The 22,422-nt window shown below is 74.3% G+C and carries 24 protein-coding genes; 12 read left to right on the top strand and 12 right to left on the bottom strand.

All coding sequences use genetic code 11. The features are described from left to right. Positions 1–50: 50 nt before the first annotated feature. From OG989_RS17900 to OG989_RS17890, 3 genes are all read left to right on the top strand, one after another. The gene (locus OG989_RS17900; RefSeq protein WP_151455615.1) at positions 51–614 is read left to right on the top strand and encodes an RNA polymerase sigma factor; all 564 of its coding nucleotides are present in this window, start codon (positions 51–53) and stop codon (positions 612–614) included. Next, positions 611–1,237, top strand: a complete 627-nt coding sequence (locus OG989_RS17895; protein ID WP_327027691.1) for a hypothetical protein — start codon at positions 611–613, stop codon at positions 1,235–1,237. Before OG989_RS17900 ends, OG989_RS17895 begins: the two co-directional genes overlap by 4 nt. 156 nt (positions 1,238–1,393) lie before the next feature. Beyond that, positions 1,394–2,242, top strand: coding sequence for an NmrA/HSCARG family protein (locus OG989_RS17890; RefSeq protein WP_327027690.1), 849 nt, complete (start codon positions 1,394–1,396; stop codon positions 2,240–2,242). On the opposite strand, the gene OG989_RS17885 is transcribed toward OG989_RS17890, so the two are convergent. Then, complete coding sequence (locus OG989_RS17885) at positions 2,239–3,654, bottom strand: serine/threonine-protein kinase (protein ID WP_327027689.1); 1,416 nt, start codon at positions 3,652–3,654, stop codon at positions 2,239–2,241. The genes OG989_RS17890 and OG989_RS17885 overlap by 4 nt on opposite strands. A gap of 232 nt (positions 3,655–3,886) precedes the next feature. On the opposite strand from OG989_RS17885, the gene OG989_RS17880 reads away from it, so the two are divergent. The 7 genes from OG989_RS17880 to OG989_RS17850 all read left to right on the top strand — a co-directional run bounded on the left by OG989_RS17880 (position 3,887) and on the right by OG989_RS17850 (position 10,105). Further along, positions 3,887–4,522 carry a hypothetical protein gene (locus tag OG989_RS17880; protein WP_151456179.1) on the top strand — a complete coding sequence of 212 codons (636 nt, stop codon included), beginning with the start codon at positions 3,887–3,889 and terminating at the stop codon, positions 4,520–4,522. A gap of 132 nt (positions 4,523–4,654) precedes the next feature. After that, the gene (locus tag OG989_RS17875) at positions 4,655–4,996 is read left to right on the top strand and encodes a PadR family transcriptional regulator (protein ID WP_089001033.1); all 342 of its coding nucleotides are present in this window, start codon (positions 4,655–4,657) and stop codon (positions 4,994–4,996) included. After that, positions 4,993–5,943: a permease prefix domain 1-containing protein gene (locus tag OG989_RS17870; protein WP_151456180.1), complete on the top strand. Its 951-nt coding sequence runs from the start codon at positions 4,993–4,995 to the stop codon at positions 5,941–5,943. Before OG989_RS17875 ends, OG989_RS17870 begins: the two co-directional genes overlap by 4 nt. A gap of 126 nt (positions 5,944–6,069) precedes the next feature. Then, on the top strand, positions 6,070–7,356 hold the full coding sequence (locus tag OG989_RS17865; protein WP_151456181.1) for a sensor histidine kinase: 1,287 nt from the start codon (positions 6,070–6,072) through the stop codon (positions 7,354–7,356). A gap of 14 nt (positions 7,357–7,370) precedes the next feature. After that, complete coding sequence (locus tag OG989_RS17860; protein WP_327031189.1) at positions 7,371–8,072, top strand: response regulator transcription factor; 702 nt, start codon at positions 7,371–7,373, stop codon at positions 8,070–8,072. An 81-nt stretch (positions 8,073–8,153) separates the two neighbouring features. Beyond that, positions 8,154–9,047, top strand: coding sequence for an ABC transporter ATP-binding protein (locus tag OG989_RS17855; RefSeq protein ID WP_327027687.1), 894 nt, complete (start codon positions 8,154–8,156; stop codon positions 9,045–9,047). Next, positions 9,044–10,105: an ABC transporter permease gene (locus OG989_RS17850; protein WP_151456183.1), complete on the top strand. Its 1,062-nt coding sequence runs from the start codon at positions 9,044–9,046 to the stop codon at positions 10,103–10,105. The genes OG989_RS17855 and OG989_RS17850 overlap by 4 nt, the downstream gene beginning before the upstream one ends. A 14-nt stretch (positions 10,106–10,119) precedes the next feature. Here the strand turns inward: OG989_RS17850 and OG989_RS17845 are convergent, their stop codons facing one another. The 5 genes from OG989_RS17845 to OG989_RS17825 form a co-directional block, all read right to left on the bottom strand. Beyond that, positions 10,120–10,326: a hypothetical protein gene (locus OG989_RS17845; RefSeq protein ID WP_151456184.1), complete on the bottom strand. Its 207-nt coding sequence runs from the start codon at positions 10,324–10,326 to the stop codon at positions 10,120–10,122. 20 nt (positions 10,327–10,346) lie between these two features. Beyond that, complete coding sequence (locus tag OG989_RS17840; RefSeq protein ID WP_327027685.1) at positions 10,347–11,309, bottom strand: phosphotransferase family protein; 963 nt, start codon at positions 11,307–11,309, stop codon at positions 10,347–10,349. Positions 11,310–11,656: 347 nt separating this feature from the next. Then, positions 11,657–12,406 (bottom strand): YebC/PmpR family DNA-binding transcriptional regulator, encoded by a 750-nt coding sequence (locus OG989_RS17835; RefSeq protein ID WP_151456186.1) that lies wholly within the window; start codon positions 12,404–12,406, stop codon positions 11,657–11,659. 235 nt (positions 12,407–12,641) lie between these two features. Further along, complete coding sequence (locus OG989_RS17830) at positions 12,642–12,938, bottom strand: hypothetical protein (RefSeq protein ID WP_151456187.1); 297 nt, start codon at positions 12,936–12,938, stop codon at positions 12,642–12,644. A gap of 2 nt (positions 12,939–12,940) precedes the next feature. Continuing rightward, positions 12,941–13,600 carry an NADPH-dependent FMN reductase gene (locus tag OG989_RS17825; protein WP_327027684.1) on the bottom strand — a complete coding sequence of 220 codons (660 nt, stop codon included), beginning with the start codon at positions 13,598–13,600 and terminating at the stop codon, positions 12,941–12,943. A gap of 104 nt (positions 13,601–13,704) precedes the next feature. Here OG989_RS17825 and OG989_RS17820 point away from each other — a divergent pair, with 104 nt between their 5' ends. Continuing rightward, positions 13,705–14,556, top strand: a complete 852-nt coding sequence (locus tag OG989_RS17820; RefSeq protein ID WP_327027683.1) for a helix-turn-helix transcriptional regulator — start codon at positions 13,705–13,707, stop codon at positions 14,554–14,556. Positions 14,557–14,596: 40 nt separating this feature from the next. Here OG989_RS17820 and pdxT read toward each other — a convergent pair whose 3' ends face one another. The 6 genes from pdxT to pgsA form a co-directional block, all read right to left on the bottom strand. Further along, the gene (pdxT, locus tag OG989_RS17815; RefSeq protein ID WP_151456190.1) at positions 14,597–15,205 is read right to left on the bottom strand and encodes a pyridoxal 5'-phosphate synthase glutaminase subunit PdxT; all 609 of its coding nucleotides are present in this window, start codon (positions 15,203–15,205) and stop codon (positions 14,597–14,599) included. Between the two features lie 98 nt (positions 15,206–15,303). After that, a complete protein-coding gene (gene pdxS, locus OG989_RS17810) occupies positions 15,304–16,221 on the bottom strand; it encodes a pyridoxal 5'-phosphate synthase lyase subunit PdxS (RefSeq protein WP_151456191.1) in 918 nt (305 codons plus the stop codon). Positions 16,222–16,712: 491 nt separating this feature from the next. Continuing rightward, on the bottom strand, positions 16,713–17,207 hold the full coding sequence (locus OG989_RS17805) for a hypothetical protein (RefSeq protein ID WP_192581594.1): 495 nt from the start codon (positions 17,205–17,207) through the stop codon (positions 16,713–16,715). A 12-nt stretch (positions 17,208–17,219) separates the two neighbouring features. After that, positions 17,220–18,380 (bottom strand): glycosyltransferase family 4 protein, encoded by a 1,161-nt coding sequence (locus OG989_RS17800; protein ID WP_327027680.1) that lies wholly within the window; start codon positions 18,378–18,380, stop codon positions 17,220–17,222. Positions 18,381–18,395: 15 nt separating this feature from the next. Continuing rightward, positions 18,396–19,328 (bottom strand): phosphatidylinositol mannoside acyltransferase, encoded by a 933-nt coding sequence (locus OG989_RS17795; RefSeq protein WP_327027679.1) that lies wholly within the window; start codon positions 19,326–19,328, stop codon positions 18,396–18,398. A gap of 43 nt (positions 19,329–19,371) precedes the next feature. After that, on the bottom strand, positions 19,372–20,004 hold the full coding sequence (pgsA, locus tag OG989_RS17790) for a phosphatidylinositol phosphate synthase (protein ID WP_327027678.1): 633 nt from the start codon (positions 20,002–20,004) through the stop codon (positions 19,372–19,374). A gap of 252 nt (positions 20,005–20,256) precedes the next feature. Between pgsA and OG989_RS17785 the strand changes: the two genes are divergently transcribed. After that, positions 20,257–22,419, top strand: a complete 2,163-nt coding sequence (locus tag OG989_RS17785) for an elongation factor G-like protein EF-G2 (RefSeq protein ID WP_327027677.1) — start codon at positions 20,257–20,259, stop codon at positions 22,417–22,419. The last annotated feature ends 3 nt before the right edge of the window (positions 22,420–22,422 follow it).

The following is a 22,422-nucleotide window of genomic DNA, read 5'->3' as shown; positions in this document are numbered from 1 at the left end:
CGGCGGCCGTAGCCTGGGCGGACGGTATCCGGCGAGCATTGGACGACCTGATGCCCCTCCCGGACGGTGTCGAGGAGCTGGTCGAGTCGGCGGCGCGCGGCGATCCCGCGGCGCTCGACGCGCTGCTGGTCGCGGTCCGCCCGGAGGTGCTGCGGCTCTGCGCCCGCCTGCTGCCGAACCGGGAGGACGCCGAGGAGGCGTGCCAGGACGCGCTGCTCGCGCTGGCCCGGGGCGTCGGCCGGTTCGAGGGCCGCTCGTCGTTCCACACCTGGCTGTACCGGCTGACGGCCAACCGGGCCCGCTCGACGTACCGGGTGCTGCGGCGGCGCTGGCTGGTGGAGGCCGGCGGCGTGCCGCTGCCAGAGCCGGTGGACCCGCGCCGGACGAGCGTGGTCGCCGGCACCCGGCTGGACCTGCTCGACGCGCTCGACGCGCTGCGCCCCGAACTCGCCGAGGCGGTGACCCTGCGCGACGTCCTGGGGCTGGGCTACCGGGAGATCGCCGGCCTGCTCGGCGTGCCCGAGGGCACCGTCAAGTCGCGGATCCACGAGGCCCGCCGGCAGCTGCGGCACCGGCTCTCCGGTGAGCCCGCCGCCGGCGAGGGCCGGCGGTGACGGGCCGCCGCCGGGGCGCGCCGCGCGGCTCCGGCGGCGCACGGTTCTCCGCGCCGCGGCTCGCCGGGATCGCGGTGGTCGCCCTGACCGTGGCCGTGCCGCTCGCGGGGTGCGCCGGCGGGGACGCTCCCGTCTCGCCGCTGCCCGTGCAGGCGCCGGCCTCCCGCTCCCCCGGCCCGGCCCCGCCCTCCCCGTCGGCCCTCCCGCCGTCGGCCTCCCCGCCGTCGCCGGGCACGCCAGGCCGTCCGCCGGGCACGTCGGCCGTCGTCCCGCCGGCCCGCCGGCCCTCGCCGGCCGCGCCCCCGACGACCGCCGCCGGGCGTACGCCGACCGCGACGCGCTCGCCGGGCGGGCTGCCCGGCACCTGCTTCGGGGCGGTACGCCACGACCTGGTGCTGGCCGAGACCGAGCTGGCGCTGGTGCGCTCGCTCTGCTTCGCGACCGGCGGAGTGCTGCGGATCATCGGCATCGGACCGGGTGAGGTCGGCGTGGACCGGGAGGACCTGGTCTCCCGCAGCTACGAGGCGGGGGTGGTCGACATCCGGTTCGTCCGCCCCGGCACGGTGGACGTGCTGATCCCCCAGGGCGGTACGACGCACACGGTCACGGTGGTGGTGCGCTAGCACGGAGGGCGGTGGTGGTGCGCTAGCACGGAGGGCGGTGGTGGTGCGCTAGCAACGGCGGAGGGCGGCGGTGCGCCGGCGCAGGCGTACGCCCCCCGTCGATGGCAGGCCCCCTTGCCGTCGGGCTGACCAGCCGTTTCCCTAGGCTGGACCGTCATGACGGAGCGGAAGACGATTCTCGTGACCGGTGCCACCGGCAATCAGGGCGGCGCCACGGCCCGCCGGTTGCTCCAGGACGGCTGGCAGGTGCGGGCACTCGTCCGCGATCGGGCCAAGCCGGCCGCGCGCCTCCTCGCGGAGCAGGGCGCCACCCTGGTCGAGGGGGACATGGACGATGCCGGGTCGCTGCGCGCGGCGATGCGCGGTGTGCACGGTGTCTTCAGCGTCCAGGCCCTGGCACACACTCCGGACGGCCTCGCGACCGAGGTCAGGCAGGGCAGGACGGTCGCCGACGTGGCTGGGGAGACCGGTGTCGCACACCTGGTCTACAGCTCGGTGGGCGGCGCGGAGCGGCGGACCGGCATCGACCACTTCGAGACCAAGGCCGAGATCGAGCGGCACATCCAGGCGTCGGGCCTGCCCGCGACCATCCTGCGCCCGGCGTTCTTCATGAACAATCTCCTCCACTACGCCGACGCTGAGGGAGAACGGGTCCTGAGCCTCCAGGTCCTTCCCGACCGACCGCTGCAGATGATCGCCTCCGACGACGTCGGCCGCATCGCCGCGTACGCCTTCGCGCACCCCGCGGACCACCTCGGCACGCAGATCGAGATCGCCGGGGACGAGCTGACCTTCACCCGGGTCGCCGAGATCTACGAGGCGCTCACCGGCACCCCCACCCGCCTGGAACCGCAGCCGGTCGAGCATCCCATGTACGCCTGGTTCGCCGAGAGCGGATACCAGGCCGACATCGCCGGCCTGCGGAACCGGTTCCCCTGGCTGCTGACGTTCGAGGAGTTCCTGCGCGACCGCCTCGGCCGGGCGGCGGCGTCCGCTCCGCACTAGCCCACCCTCACCCCGGCCAGCAGCGTGTCGACGAAGTCGGCCCGGCTGCCGGCCGGGGGCGTGATCTGCACGTAGACCAGGCCGGCGCGGCCGGGTGCGAGCCCGGCGGCCTCGACGACCTCGGGCCGCCCCCGGTCGCAGGTGAACCGGGCCACCACCCAGTCCACGCCCGCCTGCCGGGTGCGGCGTACGGGCGCGGCGGCACACGCCGCGTGGGGACGCTCGGCGACGAATCCCGCCGGGCTGGTGCGCGCGGCGATGCTGGCGGACAGCCCGACGAAGGCACCCGGCACGGTGGGGTCGGCCGCCCACCGGTGCGGGTCGGGCGACATCACCAGGGCCGGTTCGAGTCGGCCGTCGGGCCCGTACCGGCCGGCCCAGCCGGTGCCGGTGGCCCGCCACCCGGGCGGCAGCGCGACGGTGACCGGCCCGCTCGTCCAGCTTCCGGCGTCCCGCCGGCCCGTCGTGTCGTCGCCGGCGGTGGACCCGGCCGCCAGGAGGGCCAGGACCCCCAGCGCCAGCGCGGTTAGCCGCCGCCGGGCGACCAGCCGACGCTCCGTGCGCGCCCGCCGGGCCGGATGCCTGACCGTCCCGGCGGGCGGCGCGGGGACAGCCGGCACGGCGCGGTGCAGGGCGGCGCGGAAGGCGGTGGCGTCCGGGTACCGGTCCGCGGCCCGGGGCGCGGTGGCCCGCCGCAGGACCGCGGCCACCTCCGGCGGGGCGTCCCCACCCGCCCCGCCCGCCGCCTGGGCGACGGCGACGGCACCGGGGGCGGCACCGGCGTCGGCGGCCGGGGCGAGGAGGCGGAGGCCGAGCCGGCCCAGCGCGTACACGTCGGCGCGGGTGTCGACGATGGCGAACGGGTCGTCCTGCTCCGGGGCCATGTAGCCGGGGGTGCCGGCCCGGGCGGTGAGACCCGAGGCGGCGGCGAGGGCCTTGGCCAGCCCGAGGTCGGCGATCAGCACCCGCTCGCCGTACGGGCCGGAGCGGAACAGCACGTTGCCCGGGCTCAGGTCGCGGTGCACCACGCCGTGCCGGTGCAGGACGGCGACGCCGGCGGCGATCTCGGCCAGCAGCTCCAGGGCGGCGGGCGCCGGCATCGCCCCGGCCGCCAGCCGCTCGCGCAGGCTGCCGCCGTCGGCCCAGGTCAGCACCGAGTACGGCCGCCCGTCGGCCAACTCGCCGACCGCGTGGACGCGGACCAGCCGCTCGTCGTCGAGCCGGCGCAGCAGGCGGGCCTCGTCCAGGAAGCGCTCCCGTACGCGCAGGTCGTGGTGCCAGTTCTCGGCCAGCACCTTGATCGCCACCCGGGAGTCGAGCACCGGGTCGTGGGCCAGCCACACCGTCGCGAACGACCCCGTGCCCAGCAGCCGCTCGACCCGGTAGGGCCCGATCCGCCCCGGACTGGTCACCGCACCACCCCCGACACCGGCACCGCCGGTCGCCGTTCCGCCTCGACAGTAGACGGCGGAGCGGGCCGGGGGCAGCCCACGGCCGCCACGCGGGGTCGGCGCGTCGGGCGGGCCGGGCGCACCGGTCGGGGCGTATTGGTCGGGCGCACCGGTCGGGAAACCGACGAACCGATCCGGCCGGACGGGTGACCAACAGGACAAGGACACCCGCACTCCGGAGGAGGAGATCCCCGTGCACCGTCTCTCGTACACCGTCGTCACCGCCCTGCTGGCCACGGCCGGGCTCGTGCCGATCACCACGGCGGCACCGGCCGCCGCCGCGTCCAGGCCGGCCGCCGTCGCCGGGAACCTGTCCGAACGTGCCGACGGCCGCCTCGGCGCGGGTACGGACGGCGCCGCCCTCCCGGCCGCCGCCGATCCCGACGAGGTCCGGCTCATCAGCGTCCGGGGCGCGGGGCCGTTCCGGATCGGGGCCGACCTGGCCCGCCTGTCGGCGGCCGGCCTCATCGACTGGGTGGCTCCCGACTGCGACGGCACGGTCCGTGCCGGCGTCACCGGGGCCTGGGCGGGGAAGATCCTGCTGGCCTTCCGCGACGGGCGGCTGGTGGAGGTGGGCACCGCCACCGCGCCGCCGCGCACGCCCGCCGGCGCGGGGGTGGGCATGTCCTTCGCCGCCCTGGAGGAGATCTACGGCCCGCGGGGCTCGATGATCCGCAACGACGCGGGCGACGCCTCGGCCTATCTGGTGCGCGTCGGTTCCCGGGTGGAGCTGTTCACCGGCCACCCGATCCGGCCGGGGGTCGGCTACCTCCAGGTCGGGCCGGCGTCCGTCGTCGAGCGCGGTTTCCGGGAGGGCCGGTCCTGCTGAGCGGCCGGCGCCCACGGCGGCGGATCCCTCCGAGGGTCCGCCGCCGTCCGTTTCGCCCGAACACACTGATGTTGACGAGCACGATGATGTATCGCTGGACGATAGTGTGTGCCACACAGTATGGTGTGACGCATGGTTAGCGATGAGATCCTGCGAACGCATCTCCAGGAGTTGCGCCGGGGCACCGTGGTGGTGGCCAGCCTCGTCGCGCTGCGCCGGCCCGACTACGGTTACGCGTTGCTGCAACGCCTTTCCGACCACGGCTTTCCGGTCGACGCCAACACGCTCTACCCGCTGCTGCGGCGGCTGGAGGAGCAGGGGCTGCTGACCAGCGAGTGGAACACCGAGGAGAGCCGGCCACGCAAGTTCTACCGGACCAGCGAGGAGGGCGAGTCGGTGCTGGGCCGGCTCCTCACCGACCTCGCCACAGTGCAGACCTCCCTGACCGGGCTGATCGAAGGAGCCGATCGATGACCACCCTGACCGACCGATACCTCACCGCGACCCTGCGTTCGGTGCCGGTCGCGCGCCGCGCGGAGATCGACACCGAGCTGCGCGCCTCGATCGCGGACATGGTCGAGGGCCGTACGGCCGGCGGGCAGGACGCCGCCGCCGCCGAGCGGGAGGTGCTCACGGAACTGGGCGACCCGGACAAGCTCGCCGCCCGCTACGCCGACCGCCGGTTGCAGCTCATCGGACCGGCCTACTACCTGGCCTGGTCGCGGCTGATGAAGTTGCTGCTCAGCTTCATCCCGGCCCTGGTCGGCGTGCTGGCCGGCCTGCTCAGGGTCGCCGACGGCGGCAACGCGGGCGAGGGGATCGGCGCGGGCATCACCACCGCCTTCCAGGTGGCCGTCCAGATCGCCTTCTGGGTGACAGTGGTCTTCGCGGTGCTGGAGCGCACCAAGACCCCCCTGCACCTGCCTGCGTGGAGCGTCGACCAGCTCCCGGAGGACACGATCGACCGGCAGATCACCCTCACCGACATCGCCGCCTCGGTCACCTTCCTGGCGCTGGTCATCGCCTACCTGCCGATGCAGCACTTCCGCTCGTTCGTGCCCACCGACGACGGCGAGAACCTGCCGATCCTCGACCCGGCGCTGTGGAGCTTCTGGCTGCCGTTCCTGATCGCGGTGCTGGTGGCCACGATCGGCCTGGAGTTCGCCAAGTACCGGGTCGGGCGCTGGACCTGGTCGCTGGTCGCGGTCAACGCGGTACTCGGCCTGGCGTTCGCGGCGCCGGTGGTCTGGCTGATGTCGACCGACCGGCTGCTCAACCCCGAGTTCGTGGCCCGCTTCGAGTGGCTCGGCGAGGGCGACAACCTGAACCTGGTGGCGACCGCCGTGGTCGCCGGCACGGTGCTGGTGACGCTCTGGGACATCCTCGACAGCGCCGTCAAGACGTGGCGCAACCGCACCTGATCCACCACCGTCACGGCCCGGCGCGCCACGCGTGCCGGGCCGTGACCGTGCCGCCCCGCGACAGGCCGGGCCGCCCCGGCCGGGTGCCGGATCGGCGGCGCCCGGCGGGATGAGATCCTGACCTGGATGAACAGCGACACCGACGAGGACTGGCGACGCCCGGGGCCCACCCCGGAGCAGCGCCGGCTGGACGTCTACATCGGGTTGGCCGCGACCGTCCTGGCGCTGTTCAGCCTGACCCTGACCCGCAGCGCCGGCGCGTTCCTGCTCGGCCCGCCGCCGTCCGGCCCGGAGCAGATCTTCTGGACCGTCGCGGTGACCCTGCCGCTGATCTGGCGACGCCGGTTCCCCGCCGCCGTCACGCTGGTGGTCTCGATCGCGTTCATCGCCGCGCAGGCCCGCTCCGCCCCGGAGACGCAGCTCGCCTCGTGGGCGCTGTTCGCCGCCCTCTACACGCTGGGCGCGTGGGGCCGGGAACGGCGGCTGTCCCGGCGGCTGCGGATCGGCGTCATCGCCACCATGTTCCTGTGGCTCGGGATCTACTACGCGACCACCTACACCACCATCCCCCCGGACGCGTTCGCCCGCGCCGTCGGGCCCGTGCCCCCGTTGCTGGCGGCCATGGTGAACGGGGTGCTGGTCAACGGCCTCTACTTCGGTTTCGCGTACTTCTTCGGGGAGACGGCGTGGCTGGCCGCCCGGCGGCAGCACGAGGTGCAGGCACGGGCCGAGGAGCTGCGCCGCTCGCAGGCCGAGATCCGCGAGCACGCGGTGGTGGGCGAGCGGGTCCGCATCGCCCGGGAGCTGCACGACGTCGTCGCCCACCACGTGTCGGTGATGGGCGTGCAGGCGTCCGCCGCCCGCCGGGTGTTCGACAAGGACCCGGTCAAGGCCCGCGCGGCGCTCAGCGCGATCGAGGAGACCGCCCGCACGGCCGTCGACGAGCTGCGCCGGATGCTCGGCCTGCTCCGCGCCCGCGACGGCGGCCCGGACCGCCCGGAACAGCCGGGACCGGCCGGTGTCGACCAGATCGCGGCCGTGGTCGAGCGCGCCCGCGAGGCCGGGCTGCGGGCCACCATGGGCGTGTACGGGGACCCGGCGCCGCTGCCGGAGTCGGTCTCGCAGGCCGCGTACCGGGTGGCCCAGGAGGCCGTGACGAACACGCTCAAGCACGCCGAGGGCGCGACCGCGCTCGACGTGCGCATCCGCTACCTGGCACACGAGGTGGAGGTCGACGTGACCGATGACGGACGGGCGACCCGCCCGGCGAACGCCGACGGGCTCGGCCTGGTCGGGATGCGCGAGCGGGTCGCCACCCACGGCGGCGCGCTGGAGGTCGGCCCGCGCGCCGGCGGTGGCTGGCGGGTACGGGCCCGGTTCCCGCTGCCGCTGCCGGTGGGGCGGCCCGCGTGAGCGCCGGGCAGGAGGTGCCCGGGACCAACCGTCCGGTCCGGGTGCTGCTCGCCGACGACCAGCACCTGGTCCGCACCGGTTTCCGGGTCATCCTGGAGGTGGAGGACGACATCGAGGTCGTCGGGGAGGCCGCCGACGGGGAGCGCGCCGCCACCATGACCCGGGCGCTGCGTCCGGACGTCGTGCTGATGGACGTCGAGATGCCCGGGGTCGACGGGCTGGAGGCCACCCGGCGGATCACCGCCGGGGAGGACGGGCCGGGCGGGCCGGCCGTACTGATCCTCACCACGTTCGACCGGGACGACTACCTGTTCGCCGCGCTGCGCGCCGGGGCCAGCGGCTTCCTGCTCAAGAACGGCACCCCGGAGGCCCTGATCGAGGCGATCCGGGTGCTCGCCCGGGGCGACGGCCTGCTCGCCCCGGAACTCACCCGGCGGGTGATCGCCACCTTCGCCCGCCCCGGCGAGCCCGGCCCGCCGGGCGGCCCGAGGACGGCTCCCGAGGCGGCGCTGCGGGACCTCACCCCCCGCGAGCGGGAGGTCCTGGTCCTGGTCGCCGGCGGCGCCAGCAACGCCGAGATCGCCGCCGAGCTGCACCTGGGCGAGGCGACGGTGAAGACCCACGTCAGCCGGGTGCTCGCCAAGCTGGGCCTGCGCGACCGGGTGCAGGCGGTGGTCTTCGCGTACGAGCACGGGGTGGTGCGTCCCGGCGGCTGACCCGGCTCCGCCATGAGGGGGACGTCGTGCTCGATCTCGGGGCGGACGGCGGGGCGCGGCCGGCGATCTAGCGTGGACGCCGTGACCAATGTGCTCCGCCTCGACGGCGTCGACCGCAGCTTCGGCGACCGGCGGGTGCTCCAGAACGTGTCCTTCGACGTGGCCGCCGGCCGGATGACCGGCTTCGTGGGCGGCAACGGCGCCGGCAAGACCACCACCATGCGGATCATCCTCGGGGTGCTCGCCCCGGACGCCGGTGAGATCACCTGGCAGGGCGCTCCGCTGAGCCGGCGGGCCCGCCAGCGCTTCGGCTACATGCCGGAGGAACGCGGCCTCTACCCGAAGATGAGCGTCCGGGACCAGGTGGCCTACCTGGGTCGGCTGCACGGGATGACCGCCGCCGCGGCGCAACGCAACACGGACGCGCTGCTGGAGCGGGTCGGGCTCGCCGAGCGCGGCGACGACCTGCTGGAGACGCTGTCGCTGGGCAACCAGCAGCGCGCGCAGATCGCCGCCGCCCTGGTGCACGATCCCGAGGTGCTGGTGCTCGACGAGCCGTTCTCCGGGCTCGACCCGTTGGCCGTGGACACGGTCGTGGCGGTCCTGCGGGAGCGGGCCGCCGCGGGCGCGCCGGTGCTGTTCTCCAGCCATCAGCTGGACGTCGTCGAGCGGCTCTGCGACGACCTGGTGATCATCGGGGGCGGCGTCATCCGGGCCGCCGGCAGCCGCGAGGAGCTGCGCGCGACGTACACCGTGCCCCGGTACGAGCTGGTGGTGGAGACCGACGCCGGCTGGCTGCGGGACCAGCCGGGGGTGACCCTCGTCGACCTGGACGGCGCGCGCGCCGTGTTCGACCTCGCGCCCGGCGCGGACGAGCAGCCGGTGCTGCACGCGGCGCTGGCGCGCGGCCCGGTCCGCGCGTTCCGCCCGGTCAGCCCCTCCCTCACCGAGATCTTCCGAGAGGTCGCCCAGTGAACACGATGCAGGCCACCCGGCTGGTCGCCGGCCGGGAGATCCGGGTCAAGCTGCGCGACCGCACCTTCCTGTTCAGCACCCTGTTCTTCCTGCTGATCGCCGCCGCCGCGACCATCCTGCCGCCGCTGCTCTCCGGCGGCCCGTCGAGCGTGGCGGTGACCGCGTCGGCGGCCGGCCCGCTGCGCGAGGCGGGGCTGGAGGTCCGTACGGTCCCCGACGACCGCGCCGCCGAGCAGGCCGTACGCGACGGCGACGTCGACGCCGCGGTGGTCTCCGGGCCGGCGGTGCTGGCCATGGACGAGGCCCCCGACGACGTGGTGGCGGCGCTGAGCACGCAGCCCGCGGTCCGGCTGCTGGACCCCGACGCGGTGGACCCGATGGTGGCCTTCCTGGTGCCGTTCGCCTTCGCGTTCATCTTCTTCGTCACCTCGCAGACCTTCGGCGTGCAGATCGCGCAGAGCATCGTCGAGGAGAAGCAGACGAGGATCGTGGAGATCCTGGTCGCCGCGGTGCCGGTACGGGCGTTGCTGGCCGGCAAGATGATCGCCGGCACGGTGCTGGCCCTGGGGCAGATCGCCCTGGTCGCCCTCGTCGCCCTGGTCGGTGTGCAGTTCGGCGACAGCGGCGGACTGCTCTCGCTGCTGGCCCCGGCGATCGGCTGGTTCCTGCCGTTCTTCCTGCTCGGCTTCGTGCTGGTCGCGGCCATGTGGGCGGCGGCCGGCGCACTGGTGAACCGCCAGGAGGACATCGCCGGCGTGTCGACGCCGGTGCAGCTCGCGGTCATGCTGCCGTTCTTCGCGGTGATCTTCCTGAACGACAACGCGACGGCCATGCGGGTGCTGTCCTACGTGCCGTTCTCCGCGCCGACGGCCATGCCGTTGCGGCTGTTCACGGGGGACGCGGCCGGCTGGGAGCCGCTGGTGTCCCTGGCCCTGCTGCTGGTCGCGGCCGCCGCGGTCGTGGCCGCCGGGGCCCGGGTGTACGAGGGCTCGCTGCTGCGCACCAACGGCCGCACCTCGGTGCGCACCGCGTGGCGGTCGCGCGAGAAGGTGGGCTGACGGTTGGCCGGCGGCTACCGCCAGGTGGACCGCTTGCGGCGGCTGTCGGTCGCGGCGGCGGTAACCGGGTCCGTCAGCCCGGCCGGGACCAGCGGGACCAGCCGGCCGGTCGCCCCGTCCGGCTGGCCCGTCAGGACGCCCGGTCGGGGCGCCACCGTGCCGTCGACGGCGAAGAGCGTCCCGTTCGGGAGCCCGGGCTTCGCGCCCCGGTAGGCGGCCATCAGCCAGGTGCGGCCTTGACTCAGCCCAGCGCGTCCATCAGGGCGGTGACATAGGCATCCAGCCGCTCCTCCACGGCTCGCGTCGTCAGCTCTGTCCTACCTGCCTTCCGCCATGGCTGCGTCACCACCTGCACTTCTTCTGAGCACGCCAGCGCGTCCCGCACCTGCCAGTACAGCCGCTCGCTCGCGGCCGCGGCCAGCACCCCGCCGGCCTCCTCGTACGCCTGAGCGAACCGCAGACCCCACGCCGGGCCGTGCAGCAGCGCGAGATTGGTGGAGCAGTGCGCCACATCGAGATCCGCCGGGCCCCAGGAGGTCGCTGCCCAGTCGACGACGCCGGTGATCCGGGCACCTGCCGGCCTTGCGGGTGGCACGTCGAACAGCACGTTGCCGGGTTGGAAGTCCCTGTGCAGGAACCGCCCTTCATAGGGCGGCGCGGGCCTGCGGATCACGTCGATCGCCGCGGCCCATGCCGCCGCGTCGGCGCCCTTCGGAGTCACGACGGTGTCGGCGGTCGTCAACGCCACATACTCCCGGGGCCGCTCGGCGGGTCGCACCGTGTGGATCGCCACGAGTTGACGGGCCAGCAGAGGAACGCGCGTCTCCAATCCCTCATCGTCGAGGACCGTCCGGCCTGCCAGATGTGTCATCAGGAGCGATGGATACTCGCAATGCGCGGCGGTCGGATCAACCGCGAGCAGTCCAGGAGCCGGCACGCCGGTGCCGGTGAGCAGGGACAGAGCGTCGGCCTCCCGGTTCAGCCAGTCCTCGGCGTGTCCCAGGTAGAACGGGTTGACGAAGCTCCGCAGCACCAGGTCGCGGGTGCTTTCGTCCCGCGTGCCGATGGTCAGCCTCCGCATTTCGGCAGTGATGCCGCCGTGCAGCGCCTCGGCCCTGACGATCCGTTCGCCGGCCTCCAGATGTCGGCTCACCCAGGCCAGTGTCAACGGTCGGACAGCCGCCGCCCCATCGTGGTTGGTCACCGTGCCACCTCATCATCGGGAGGGCGGCACGCGCGAAGGTTTTATGCGGGAGAGCTTCGACCGTCGCCGCGCAGCAGGACCATCCACCAGCAGCGTGAACCGGACGCGACATCCACTCCCGGGCGGTCGCCGCGGAGCGGTGTCCGGACGGCACGGCTCCCGCACAACCGGCATCGAGACCGGCGCCGCCGGAAGACGGCTCGGCGTCGGTAGCGGGTTCCCGACCACGGGGCCGACGCGCCGCGACAGCAGCCGGTCCTTCGCCCCGCCGGGAAACGGCTCGGCGACGGTTGCCGGTCCCCCGCCCGCCGTACCCGGCGACGGGGAACCGGGCAGAAGCCCGTCGGTCAGCCGACGGCCTCCATCACCTCGTCGCTGACGTCGAAGTTCGCGTAGACGTTCTGCACGTCGTCGCAGTCCTCCAGGACGTCGATCAGCTTGAAGATCTTGCGGGCGCCCTCCTCGTCGAGGGGGACGTTGACGCTCGGGATCAGCGACGACTCGGCCGACTCGTACTCGATGGCGGCGTCCTGGAGCGCGGTGCGCACGGCGATCAGGTCGGTCGGCTCGGAGACCACCTCGAACGCCTCGCCCAGGTCGTTGACCTCCTCGGCGCCGGCGTCGAGGACCGCCATCATCACGTCGTCCTCGGTCGTGCCGGCCTTGGGGACGAGCACGACGCCCTTGCGGGAGAACATGTACGACACCGAGCCCGCGTCGGCGAGCGAGCCGCCGTTGCGGGTCAGCGCGGTGCGCACCTCGGTGGCCGCGCGGTTGCGGTTGTCGGTGAGGCACTCGATCAGCATCGCCACGCCGTTCGGGCCGTAGCCCTCGTACATGATGGTCTGCCAGTCGGCGCCGCCGGCCTCCAGGCCCGAGCCGCGCTTGACGGCGCGGTCGATGTTGTCGTTGGGGACCGAGTTCTTCTTCGCCTTCTGGATGGCGTCGTAGAGCGTCGGGTTGCCGGCCGGGTCACCGCCGCCGGTGCGCGCGGCGACCTCGACGTTCTTGATCAGCTTGGCGAACATCTTGCCGCGCTTGGCGTCGATGACCGCCTTCTTGTGCTTGGTCGTCGCCCACTTTGAGTGGCCGGACATCTGCTACCTCCGTTGCTACCCGCCGTCTGCATCGACCGACCGCGCACGCCCCCGCTCCCGCCGGCGCACGCGGTGGTGCCGGGCAGCCCTGCGGGAAAGCCGTGGACGGGCAGCTGGCCCCGCCGAATCTCGGCAATCCTACCGACGCCCGGCGGGTCGCTGTCACCGCGCCGCGCGCCGCCGCCCCGCCCCGACCGCCCGCAACGGGACGGACGGGACGAAAACGCGGCTGCGGTCAGGCCCCGAAGCCGTACGAGCCCAGCACCCCGAACCCGGAGGTGGACCGCTGTTCGCACCGGTCCTCCAAGCCGGGCCGGTAGCGGCGGAACGACTCCAGCTCCGGCAACGGGCCCGGCAGCTCGGGCGCCACGGCGATGTCCACGAAGCTCCGCTCGTCGTCCAGTTGGAGCGTCACGAACCGCAGCCCGGCCGGCCGGGTCCGGGCCACCTCCTCGTGGACGGCCCCGAGCAGGCGCAGGTGCTCCGACAGGTGCCCGGCCCGGACCCGGTAGCTGATGATGATCGTCTCCATGCTCACCCCACCCGCTCCGCGCCGGCGTCGGCCGCCACCGGGTCACCGGGGCGCGGCTCGCGCGCCTGGGCGACGATCTCCGTCAGCATCGCCGACAGGGCTTCCGCCCGCTCGGTCGCCGGCGCGATCCGCCCCGGTGCCGTCGGATCGCCCGGATCCGCCTCGGAGAAGTCGAAGTCGGTGAAGACGGTCAGCGAGACCGCGGTGGGCACGACCATCGCCCGCACCTCGGTCAGGATCTGCCGTAGGTGCTCGTTGGCCAGGGTGCCGCCCCGCACGCCGTAGCTGAGTATTCCGGCCGGCTTGCCGTTCCACTCGGCGTGGAGGTAGTCGACGGCGTTCTTCAGCGCGGCCGGCACGGAGTGGTTGTACTCCGGCGTGACGAACACGAACGCGTCACAGGCCCCCACCAGGGCGGACCAGCGGCGGGTGTGCGGGTTCCGGTAGTCGCCGAACATCGCCGGCACCGGCTCGTCGAGCAGCGGCAACTGCTGCTCCGCCAGGTCCAGCACCGTCACGGTCACCGCACCGGAACGCACCGCGTCGTGCCCCGCCGCGACCTCCGTCGCCCACCCCGCGACCGCCGGACCGCGCCGGCCGGGACGGGTGCTTCCCACGATCAGGCCGATCCGGACCGGCCCTGCTGTCTGTGCGTTCTCCATGCCGACGATCCTGCGACCGGTCCGGCGGCGTGGGGAGACCGCCGCAAGGGTGGCCCCGACAGGGCCACCCTCCGCCGGCGGAACACTGCCAGGATGGCCGGGTGATGGACGGAGAGTTGGGCGCGTTCCTGCGTAGCCGTCGGGAAGCCGTGCAGCCGGCCCAGGTCGGCCTCGCCGCAGGGTCCCGGCGGCGCACGCCCGGGCTGCGTCGAGCCGAGCTGGCGACTCTCGCTCAGGTCAGCGTCGAATACCTGACCCGCCTGGAACAGGGCCGCGACACCCATCCGTCGCCCGGGATCCTCGCCGCGCTCGCCGACGCCCTGTTGCTCGACGACGCCGACCGCGAGCATCTGCGGCAGTTGGCGGCGGCGAACCACGGCCGGAGCCTGTGCCCGGGTGAGCGGCAGACGGTCTCCCGCACGGTCCGGCCGACCGTCGGCGCGGTGCTCGACGCGCTGCGGGACTCCCCCGCGTACGTGCTGAACCGGCTCGGCGACGTGCTGGCCTGGAACGATCCGTTCGACCGGCTGGCCCGCCCGCTGGGCCTGTTCGACGGCCACCGCCCCAACATGGTGTGGTTCGTGCTTGCCGACGAGCGCGCCCGCGACCACTTTCCCGACTGGGCACAGCTGGCCGACCACCAGATCGCCGAGCTGCACCGGCTGCGCCAGGGTGACCCGGCCGTCGACGACTTCGCCGGGCGGCTCGCCCGTACGGTCGGCGCGCCCTTCACCGAGCGGTGGCAGCGGCGACCGGTGGCCGCGCCGGTCACCGGCGTGCGGGGGCTGCAGCACCCGGAGGTGGGGCTGCTGCGCCTGACCTACGAGACGCTGGAGTTCGCCGACAGCGACCACCAGCGTCTCGTCGTCCACGTTCCCGCCGACGCGGCCACCGCGGCCGGCTTGGACCGGCTGCGGGGCCGCCTGCCCGGGCACCTGCGCTCGGTGGCCGGCTGAGGCGACGGGCCCTCCCAGCCGGAGGATCCGTCGCCGCCACTCAGCGGGACGCCCGGACCATCGCCACGAAGTACGCGTGCACCCGCGCGTCGCCGGTCAGCTCGGGGTGGAACGAGGTGGCCAGCAGGTTGCCCTGCCGCACCGCCACGACCCGCCCGGCGGCCGGGCCCTCGGTCACCGTGCCGAGCACCTCGACGCCGTCGCCGACCCGCTCGACCCAGGGCGCCCGGATGAACACCGCGTGGAACGGGCCGCCCTCGATCCCGGTGACCCCCACCGGCGCCTCGAAGGAGTCGACCTGTCGGCCGAACGCGTTGCGCCGCACGGTCATCTCGATGCCGGCGAAGCCGCGCTGGTCGGGCCGGCCGTCGAGGACCTCGGTGGCCAGCATGATCATGCCGGCGCAGGAGCCGTAGACCGGCATGCCGCCCGCGATGCGCTTGTCGATCGGCTCGCGCAGCTCGAAGATGTCGGCGAGCTTGCTGATCGTGGTGGACTCACCGCCGGGGATGACCAGCCCGTCCACCGCGTCCAGCTCCTGCGGGCGGCGTACCGGGCGGGCGTCCGCCCCGGCCTCGGCCAGCGCGGCGACGTGCTCGCGGACGTCGCCCTGGAGGGCGAGCACGCCGATGACGGGTGCGTCGCTCATCTGCCGTTCCTCTCGTGGTGAACGTGGCGGCTCGGTTGCTTGTCAGGAAGGGCACCTTCCTGCGCACCAGGCGACAGGAGGGTGCCCTTCCTGACAGCTCACCAGCCGCGCTCGGCCAGGCGGTGCGGCTGCGGGATCTCGTCGACGTTGATGCCGACCATCGCCTCGCCCAGGCCCCGGGAGACCTTGGCCAGCACGTCCGGGTCGTCGTGGAACGTGGTGGCCTTGACGATCGCGGCGGCGCGCTGCGCGGGGTTGCCGGACTTGAAGATGCCGGAGCCGACGAAGACGCCCTCGGCACCGAGCTGCATCATCATCGCGGCGTCGGCCGGGGTGGCGATCCCACCGGCGGTGAAGAGCACCACCGGCAGCTTGCCGCTCTCGGCGACCTCCTTGACCAGCTCGTACGGCGCCTGGAGCTCCTTGGCGGCCACGAACAGCTCGTCGGTCGGCAGCGAGCTCAGCCGGCGGATCTCCTGGCGGATCTTGCGCATGTGGGTCGTGGCGTTGGACACGTCACCGGTGCCGGCCTCGCCCTTGGAGCGGATCATGGCCGCGCCCTCGGTGATCCGGCGCAGGGCCTCGCCGAGGTTGGTCGCCCCGCAGACGAAGGGGACGGTGAAGGCCCACTTGTCGATGTGGTTCGCGAAGTCGGCCGGGGTCAGCACCTCGGACTCGTCGACGTAGTCGACGCCGAGCGACTGGAGGATCTGGGCCTCCACGAAGTGACCGATCCGGGCCTTGGCCATGACCGGGATGGAGACGGCGTTGATGATGCCGTCGATCATGTCGGGGTCGCTCATCCGGGACACCCCGCCCTGGGCGCGGATGTCGGCGGGCACCCGCTCGAGCGCCATCACCGCGACGGCGCCGGCGTCCTCGGCGATCTTGGCCTGCTCGGCGTTGACCACGTCCATGATCACGCCGCCCTTGAGCATCTCGGCCATGCCGCGCTTGACGCGGGCGGTGCCGGTGACGGGGCTGGCGCTAGCGTTCTGGGCAGTGGTTTCGGGCACGGGTCATCGCTCCTCGAACATGCTCGGGGGGTGGCTGCGGAAATGCTACGACGGTCCCAACGCCGATCCGACAGCCAATCAGGCCCACGGTGGCCTGCACTGTGGCAGCCATCACCGCCCCCGCGTGGTTCCTCCCCACCTGCCCCGCTGCTCCCGGATGCGAAGTCCGTCCCCTCCCCCGCCCGCCCCGCCCGCGACGCCCTCTGCCGCGAAGCCCGTCCCAAGTGCGCGCCCCGTCCCCGCCGCCGCCTCGTCCCGGGCCCGCTTCCCGGTGATCAGGACGCCATGGACCTCTCAGCGGCCGGATGACGTCCATGGCGTCCTGATCACGACGTCCGGGGCTGCGACGCCCAGCTCCCGGGCCGCCTGGAAGCCGGTCAGCCGCGCGCGGCGCGGGGACGCCCGCACGACGCGGGGACGCCCGCACGACGCGGGGACGCCCGCACGACGCGGGGACGCGCTGAAGCCAGGTGGCGGCGGCTGCGCGAGGGTCAGGTGGCGGGGACGTCAGCCGGGACGGTCAGGGTGGGGTCGTCGATGTCGAAGTAGGTCGGCCAGGGGCGGCGGCGCCCCATCCGCAACAGGCGCACCAGCGGGCGACCCCGCGCCGCGCGGGCGTCGCGGACCAGGTCGGTGTGCACCTGACGGGCCAGGGCGAGCCGCCGGCTGGCGCCGATCACCGCCTCGCAGCCCGGATCCGCCGGGTCCAGCTCCACCGCCCGCAACTGGCGGGTGAGGTCGTTCTCGGCGGCCTCCCGCTCGTCGGGCTCGGCGTCCAGCGCGATCCGCGCCGCCGCGTACAGCTCGACGCCGTAGCGGCGCTCGGCCAGGACCGCGGCGGCGGCCGCCCGGCGCAGCAGGTGGGCCTCCAGGGCGCGGGCCGCCAGCTCCGCCCGCGCGTGCAGCCGGCCGACCCGCCCGGCGGTCCAGACGAGGTACGCCGCCACCAGCCCGACGACCAGGGCCGCGAGCACCACCCACCACATGCCCGACATCGTCTAGTCCAGCCCCACCCATTCGGTGTCCATGACCCGCCCGTCGGTGGCCTCGATCGCCGCCGCGTACACCTCCAGCACCCGCCGGGCGACCACGGGCCAGTCGAAGGTGGCCACCACCTGGTCGCCGCAGGCGGTCAGCGCGGCCCGGGCGCCGGGATCGTCGAGCAGGTCGGTGAGGGCGGTACGCAGCGCGGCCGGGTCCCCGGTCGGGAAGAGCCGGCCGGCCCGGCCGCCGTCGAGCACCCGGCGGAACGCGTCGAGGTCGCTGGCGACGACGGTCGTGCCCGCCGCGAGCGCCTCGGTGAGGATCATGCCGAACGACTCGCCGCCGGTGTTCGGCGCCACGTAGAGGTGCACGCTGCGCAGCATCCGCGCCTTGTCCTCCTCGGAGACCAGCCCGAGGAAGGTCACCCGGTCCCGCAGGTCGGCCGGGAACCGGCCGAACAGGTCGTCGGCATCGCCGGGACCGGCCACCAGCAGCCGCAGGCCGGACCGCTGCCGGGCCAGCTCGACGAAGGCGTCGCGCAGGATCGGGAAGCCCTTGCGGGCCTCGGTGAACCGGCCGAGGAACCCGATCGCCCCGTCGCGGCCCGGCGGGCACTCCCCCGGCCAGCCCGGGAGGGGCTGCGCGTGGCTGAACTTGGCGACGGCCACCCCGTTGGGGATCTCCACCGCCCCGCCGTCCATGTGCTCGACCTGCACCTTGCGCGCCAGGGCGCTCACCGCGATCCGGGCGGTGATCCGCTCCAGCACGATCTGGAGCACGCCCTGCGCGGCGGCCAGGGCCCGCGACCGGGTCATCGCGGTGTGGAAGGTCGCCACCACGGGGCCGCGGGCGGAGAGCACGGCCAGCAGCGACAGGCTCAGGGTCAGCGGCTCGTGCACGTGCAGCACGTCGAACTCGCCCCGGATGATCCACCGCCGCACCCGCGCGGTGGAGACCGGGCCGAAGGCGATGCGGGCCACCGAGCCGTTGTACGGCAGCGGCAGGGCCCGTCCCGCCGGCACCACGTACGCCGGCAGCGGGGAGTCCTCGTCGGCCGGGGCGAGCACGCTCACCTCGTGCCCGAGCCCGATCAGCGCCTCGGCGAGGTCCATGACGTGGTTCTGCACCCCACCGGGCACGTCGAAGGAGTACGGGCACACGATGCCGATGCGCACGTGCAAACGCCTCCCTTACGCCTGTCCGGCGGCCGGGGAGGGCAGGTTCGCGTCGCCGCCCCTGCCATGCTGGTCCAGCCACATCCGCTGCAACATGTGCCAGTCTTCCGGATGCCGGGCGATGCCCGCCGCCAGACCGTCGGCGATCCGCTGGGTCAGCGACCGGACCCGCTGGTCGAGCGGGCCCTCCTCCGGGCCGGGCAGCGGCAGCGGTCCCTCGATCGAGGCGCACGCCGCGTCCGCCTCGTACCACATCGAGGCGACGTAGAGCGGCGCTCCGGTGCGCAGCGCGAGCAGGGCCGGGCCGGGGGGCATCCGGGTGCGGTGGCCGAAGAACTCGACCTCCACGCCCCGCGCGGAGAGGTCCCGGTCGGCCAGCAGGGGCACCACCGTGCCGGCCCGGACCCGGTCGACCAGCACGTCGAAGGCGTTCCGCTCGCCGCCGTGGGTGGGCAGGATCTCCATGCCCAGGCTGCGCCGGAAGGCGAGGAAGCGCTGGTAGACGCCCTCGGGCTTGAGCCGCTCGGCGACGGTGGTGATCGGCCAGCCGGTCGCCGCGACCCAGGCGCCGGCGGCGTCCCAGTTGCCGGCGTGCGGCAGCGCCACCACCGCGCCCCGGCCGGACGCCACGTCGGCGGCGAGCTTCTCCTCGCCGTCGAGCCGGAAACCGGCCAGGATCTCCGCCCGGCTGAGCGCGGGCAGCCGGAACGCCTCCAGCCAGTAGCGGGCGTACGAGCGCAGGCCACGACGGACCAGCTCGTCGAGCTCGGCCTCCGGCAGGTCGGGGCCGACCACCCGGCGAAGGTTCGCGCGCAGTCGGGCCGTACCCCCGCCGCCGCGACGGTGGGCGCGGTCGGCACCCGCCCGGAACGCCGCCGCCGCGACGGACCGGGGCAGCGCGCGGATCACGCGCCACCCGGCGATGTAGCCGAGCTCGGTGAGGTTCACCGGCGCCGGCCCTCCGGCCCCGGCCGACCGGTGGGTGTCGCGCTCACCCCTGCCCGCCCGGGGTGTGCACCCGCTGGGCCTGGCGGTAGACGTGCGCCATCCGCTGGCCGACGGTGAAGATCGAGACGGCGGCCAGCAGCCAGAGCGCGATCTCCAGCGCGGGCTTGACGCCGACGCCGGTGAGCAGCCCGCCGACGCCGACGATGAGCAGCCGCTCGGTGCGCTCGGCGATGCCCACGTTGCAGGTCATGCCGAGCCCCTCGGCGCGGGCCTTGACGTAGGAGACCAGCCCGCCGGCGGCCAGGCAGAGCAGCGCGGCGGCGACACCCGAGTACTGGTGCTGGGTGGCCAGCCAGTACGCCACCGCACCGAAGACGGCGCTGTCGGCGACCCGGTCCATGCTCGAGTCGAGGAACGCCCCGAACTTCGTCGAGCCCCCGCTCATCCGGGCCATCGTCCCGTCGAGCAGGTCGGTGAGCGCGAAGAAGGTAACTATCAGGGCCCCGGCGACCAGATGACCGCGGGCACCGAAGCCGAGTGCGCCGACGAGCACCCCGAGGGTGCCCGCCACGGTGACCGCGTTGGGAGTTACGCCCGCTCGGAGCAGGCGGCGTGCGACCGGCTCGACGACACGGGTCATCCCCGCGCGGGCCGACACTTGGAAGATCTTCGCCATGGCGGTCCCACGATAACGGTCCGCGTAGCAGCAGCGGTACGGCCGGTCAGGCGACCCGCGGGGACGGAGCCTTGTGCCGGCCCCGGATCGGGTGTGAGATCGAGGCAGGGAAGTGAGCCAGCTCACCCACCCGCCCGTTGATTACCCGCAAACCGGCACCACACCGGAGGATGTCGCCGCGGAACCCGACCGGGCCGCTTCCCCGTCGCGCGCGGCGGTCGCCACCAACCACGGCTGAGGGAGGTGCGCCCCATGGCGCAGAAGAGTCAGGAGAAGGGGGCCGCCGGCGGCGTGCCGGTGGTGACCGAGCCCGGCAGGATCCGCAACGTGGTGCTCGTCGGGCACTCCGGAGCCGGCAAGACGACCCTGGTCGAGGCGCTGCTCGCGGCGAGCGGCACGATCGGCCGGGCCGGCAACGTCGCCGACGGCACCACCGTCTGCGACCACGACCCGGCAGCCGTACGCCAGCAGCGCTCGGTGAGCCTGGCCTGCGCGCCGCTGCTGCACGACGGCGTCAAGGTCAACCTGCTCGACACCCCCGGCTACGCCGACTTCGTGGGCGAGCTGCGGGCAGGGCTGCGGGCCGCCGACGCGGCGCTGTTCGTGGTCTCCGCCGTCGACGGGATGGACGCCGCCACCGCCGCCCTCTGGGAGGAGTGCGCGGCGGTCGACATGCCCCGGGCGGTCGCCGTGGCCCGGCTGGACCACCCGCGCGCCGACTTCGACGAGGCCGTGGCGCTGTGCCAGCGGGTCTTCGGCGACAACGTGCTCCCGCTCTACCTGCCGATGCTCGGCGACGACGGGATCTCCACCGTCGGCCTGCTCGGCCTGATCACCCGCCGGGTCTTCGACTACACCGCCGGGCTGCCGGCCGAGGTACGCGAGCCGGACCCGGAGCACCTGCCCGCCATCGTCGAGTCCCGCAACGAGCTGATCGAGGGGATCATCGCCGAGAGCGAGGACGAGACCCTGATGGACCGCTACCTCGACGGGGAGGAGATCGGCACCGACGTGCTCGTCGACGACCTGGGGAAGGCGGTCGCCCGCGGCCACTTCTACCCGGTGGTGCCGGTCTGCGCCGAGACCGGCGTCGGGCTGGACGCGCTGCTGGAGGTGCTCACCGCCGGCTTCCCCTCGCCGCTGGAGCACGAGCTGCCGGCGGTCGCCGGGGTGGACGGCTCCCCCCGGCCGCCGCTGACCTGCGACCCGGACGGCCCGCTGGTCGCCGAGGTGGTCAAGACGACCGTGGACCGGCACGTCGGCCGGGTCTCCCTGGTCCGGGTCTTCTCCGGCACCCTGCGTCCCGAGCAGACCGTGCACGTCTCCGGGCACGGCATGGCCGAGCGCGGCCACCCCGACCACGACGCCGACGAGCGGGTCGGCCACATCTACACGCCGCTGGGCGCGAGCCTGCGCGAGGTGGGCGCCTGCGTGGCCGGTGACATCTGCGCGATCACCAAGTCGGGCAGCGCGGAGACCGGCGACACCGTCTCCGCCAAGGACGACCCGCTGCTGATCGCCCCCTGGGAGATGCCCGAGCCGCTGTTGCCGGTGGCCGTCGTGGCCCGCAGCCGCGCCGACGAGGACGCCCTCGCGCGGAACCTGGCCCGCCTGGTCGCCGGCGACCCCACCATGCGGCTGGAGCGCAACCCGGAGACCCACCAGCTGGTGCTCTGGTGCATGGGCGAGGCGCACGCCGACGTGGTGCTGGAGCGCCTGCGCGCCGGCGGGGTGGAGCTGGACACCGAGCCCGTCCGGGTCGCGCTGCGCGAGACGCTGACCGTCGGGGCGTCGGGGCACGGCCGGCACGTCAAGCAGTCCGGCGGCCACGGCCAGTACGCCGTCTGCGACATCGAGGTCGAGCCGCTGCCGCCCGGCGCCGGATTCGAGTTCGTCGACCGGGTGGTCGGCGGGGCGGTGCCGCACAACTACGTCCCCTCCGTCGAGAAGGGCGTCCGCGCCCAGATGGAGCGCGGCCTGGTCGCCGGCCACCCGGTGGTGGACCTGCGGGTGACCCTCGTCGACGGCAAGGCGCACAGCGTCGACTCCTCCGACGCGGCCTTTCAGACCGCCGGGGCGCTCGCCCTGCGCGACGCCGCCGGGAAGGGGCAGCCGGCGCTGTTGGAGCCGATCGACGAGGTGGCGGTCCGGGTGCCCGACTCTTCGGTGGGCGCGGTGATGGGCGACCTGTCCGGCCGGCGCGGCCGGGTGCTCGGCACCGAGGCCGACCCCGAGGCCGAGGGGCGCACCGTGGTCCGCGCCGAGGTACCCGCCACGGAGCTGCTCCGCTACGCGGTCGAGCTGCGCTCCATGACGTCGGGCACCGGCACGTTCCGCCGCCACTTCGTCCGCTACGACCCGATGCCCACCCACCTGGCCGACCAGCTCCGCAAGGAACACCCCACCCACCCCTGAGCA

This window comes from Micromonospora sp. NBC_01740 (assembly GCF_035920365.1).
GTDB lineage: Bacteria > Actinomycetota > Actinomycetes > Mycobacteriales > Micromonosporaceae > Micromonospora > Micromonospora reichwaldensis.
Note: the sequence above shows the minus strand (reverse complement) of the source record. Positions and strands in the feature narration are given on the sequence as shown.

What these genes read in the sequence shown, in the direction of transcription:
- pdxT (WP_151456190.1), bottom strand. Translation starts at nt 15,205, where the DNA reads ATGAGCGACGCACCCGTCATCGGCGTGCTCGCCCTCCAGGGCGACGTC.
- OG989_RS17835 (WP_151456186.1), bottom strand. Translation starts at nt 12,406, where the DNA reads ATGTCCGGCCACTCAAAGTGGGCGACGACCAAGCACAAGAAGGCGGTC.
- OG989_RS17820 (WP_327027683.1), top strand. Translation starts at nt 13,705, where the DNA reads ATGGACGGAGAGTTGGGCGCGTTCCTGCGTAGCCGTCGGGAAGCCGTG.
- OG989_RS17845 (WP_151456184.1), bottom strand. Translation starts at nt 10,326, where the DNA reads ATGGCCGCCTACCGGGGCGCGAAGCCCGGGCTCCCGAACGGGACGCTC.
- OG989_RS17865 (WP_151456181.1), top strand. Translation starts at nt 6,070, where the DNA reads ATGAACAGCGACACCGACGAGGACTGGCGACGCCCGGGGCCCACCCCG.
- OG989_RS17805 (WP_192581594.1), bottom strand. Translation starts at nt 17,207, where the DNA reads ATGTGGTGGGTGGTGCTCGCGGCCCTGGTCGTCGGGCTGGTGGCGGCG.
- OG989_RS17890 (WP_327027690.1), top strand. Translation starts at nt 1,394, where the DNA reads ATGACGGAGCGGAAGACGATTCTCGTGACCGGTGCCACCGGCAATCAG.
- OG989_RS17830 (WP_151456187.1), bottom strand. Translation starts at nt 12,938, where the DNA reads ATGGAGACGATCATCATCAGCTACCGGGTCCGGGCCGGGCACCTGTCG.
- OG989_RS17900 (WP_151455615.1), top strand. Translation starts at nt 51, where the DNA reads ATGCCCCTCCCGGACGGTGTCGAGGAGCTGGTCGAGTCGGCGGCGCGC.
- OG989_RS17870 (WP_151456180.1), top strand. Translation starts at nt 4,993, where the DNA reads ATGACCACCCTGACCGACCGATACCTCACCGCGACCCTGCGTTCGGTG.
- OG989_RS17825 (WP_327027684.1), bottom strand. Translation starts at nt 13,600, where the DNA reads ATGGAGAACGCACAGACAGCAGGGCCGGTCCGGATCGGCCTGATCGTG.
- pgsA (WP_327027678.1), bottom strand. Translation starts at nt 20,004, where the DNA reads ATGGCGAAGATCTTCCAAGTGTCGGCCCGCGCGGGGATGACCCGTGTC.
- OG989_RS17875 (WP_089001033.1), top strand. Translation starts at nt 4,655, where the DNA reads ATGGTTAGCGATGAGATCCTGCGAACGCATCTCCAGGAGTTGCGCCGG.
- OG989_RS17785 (WP_327027677.1), top strand. Translation starts at nt 20,257, where the DNA reads ATGGCGCAGAAGAGTCAGGAGAAGGGGGCCGCCGGCGGCGTGCCGGTG.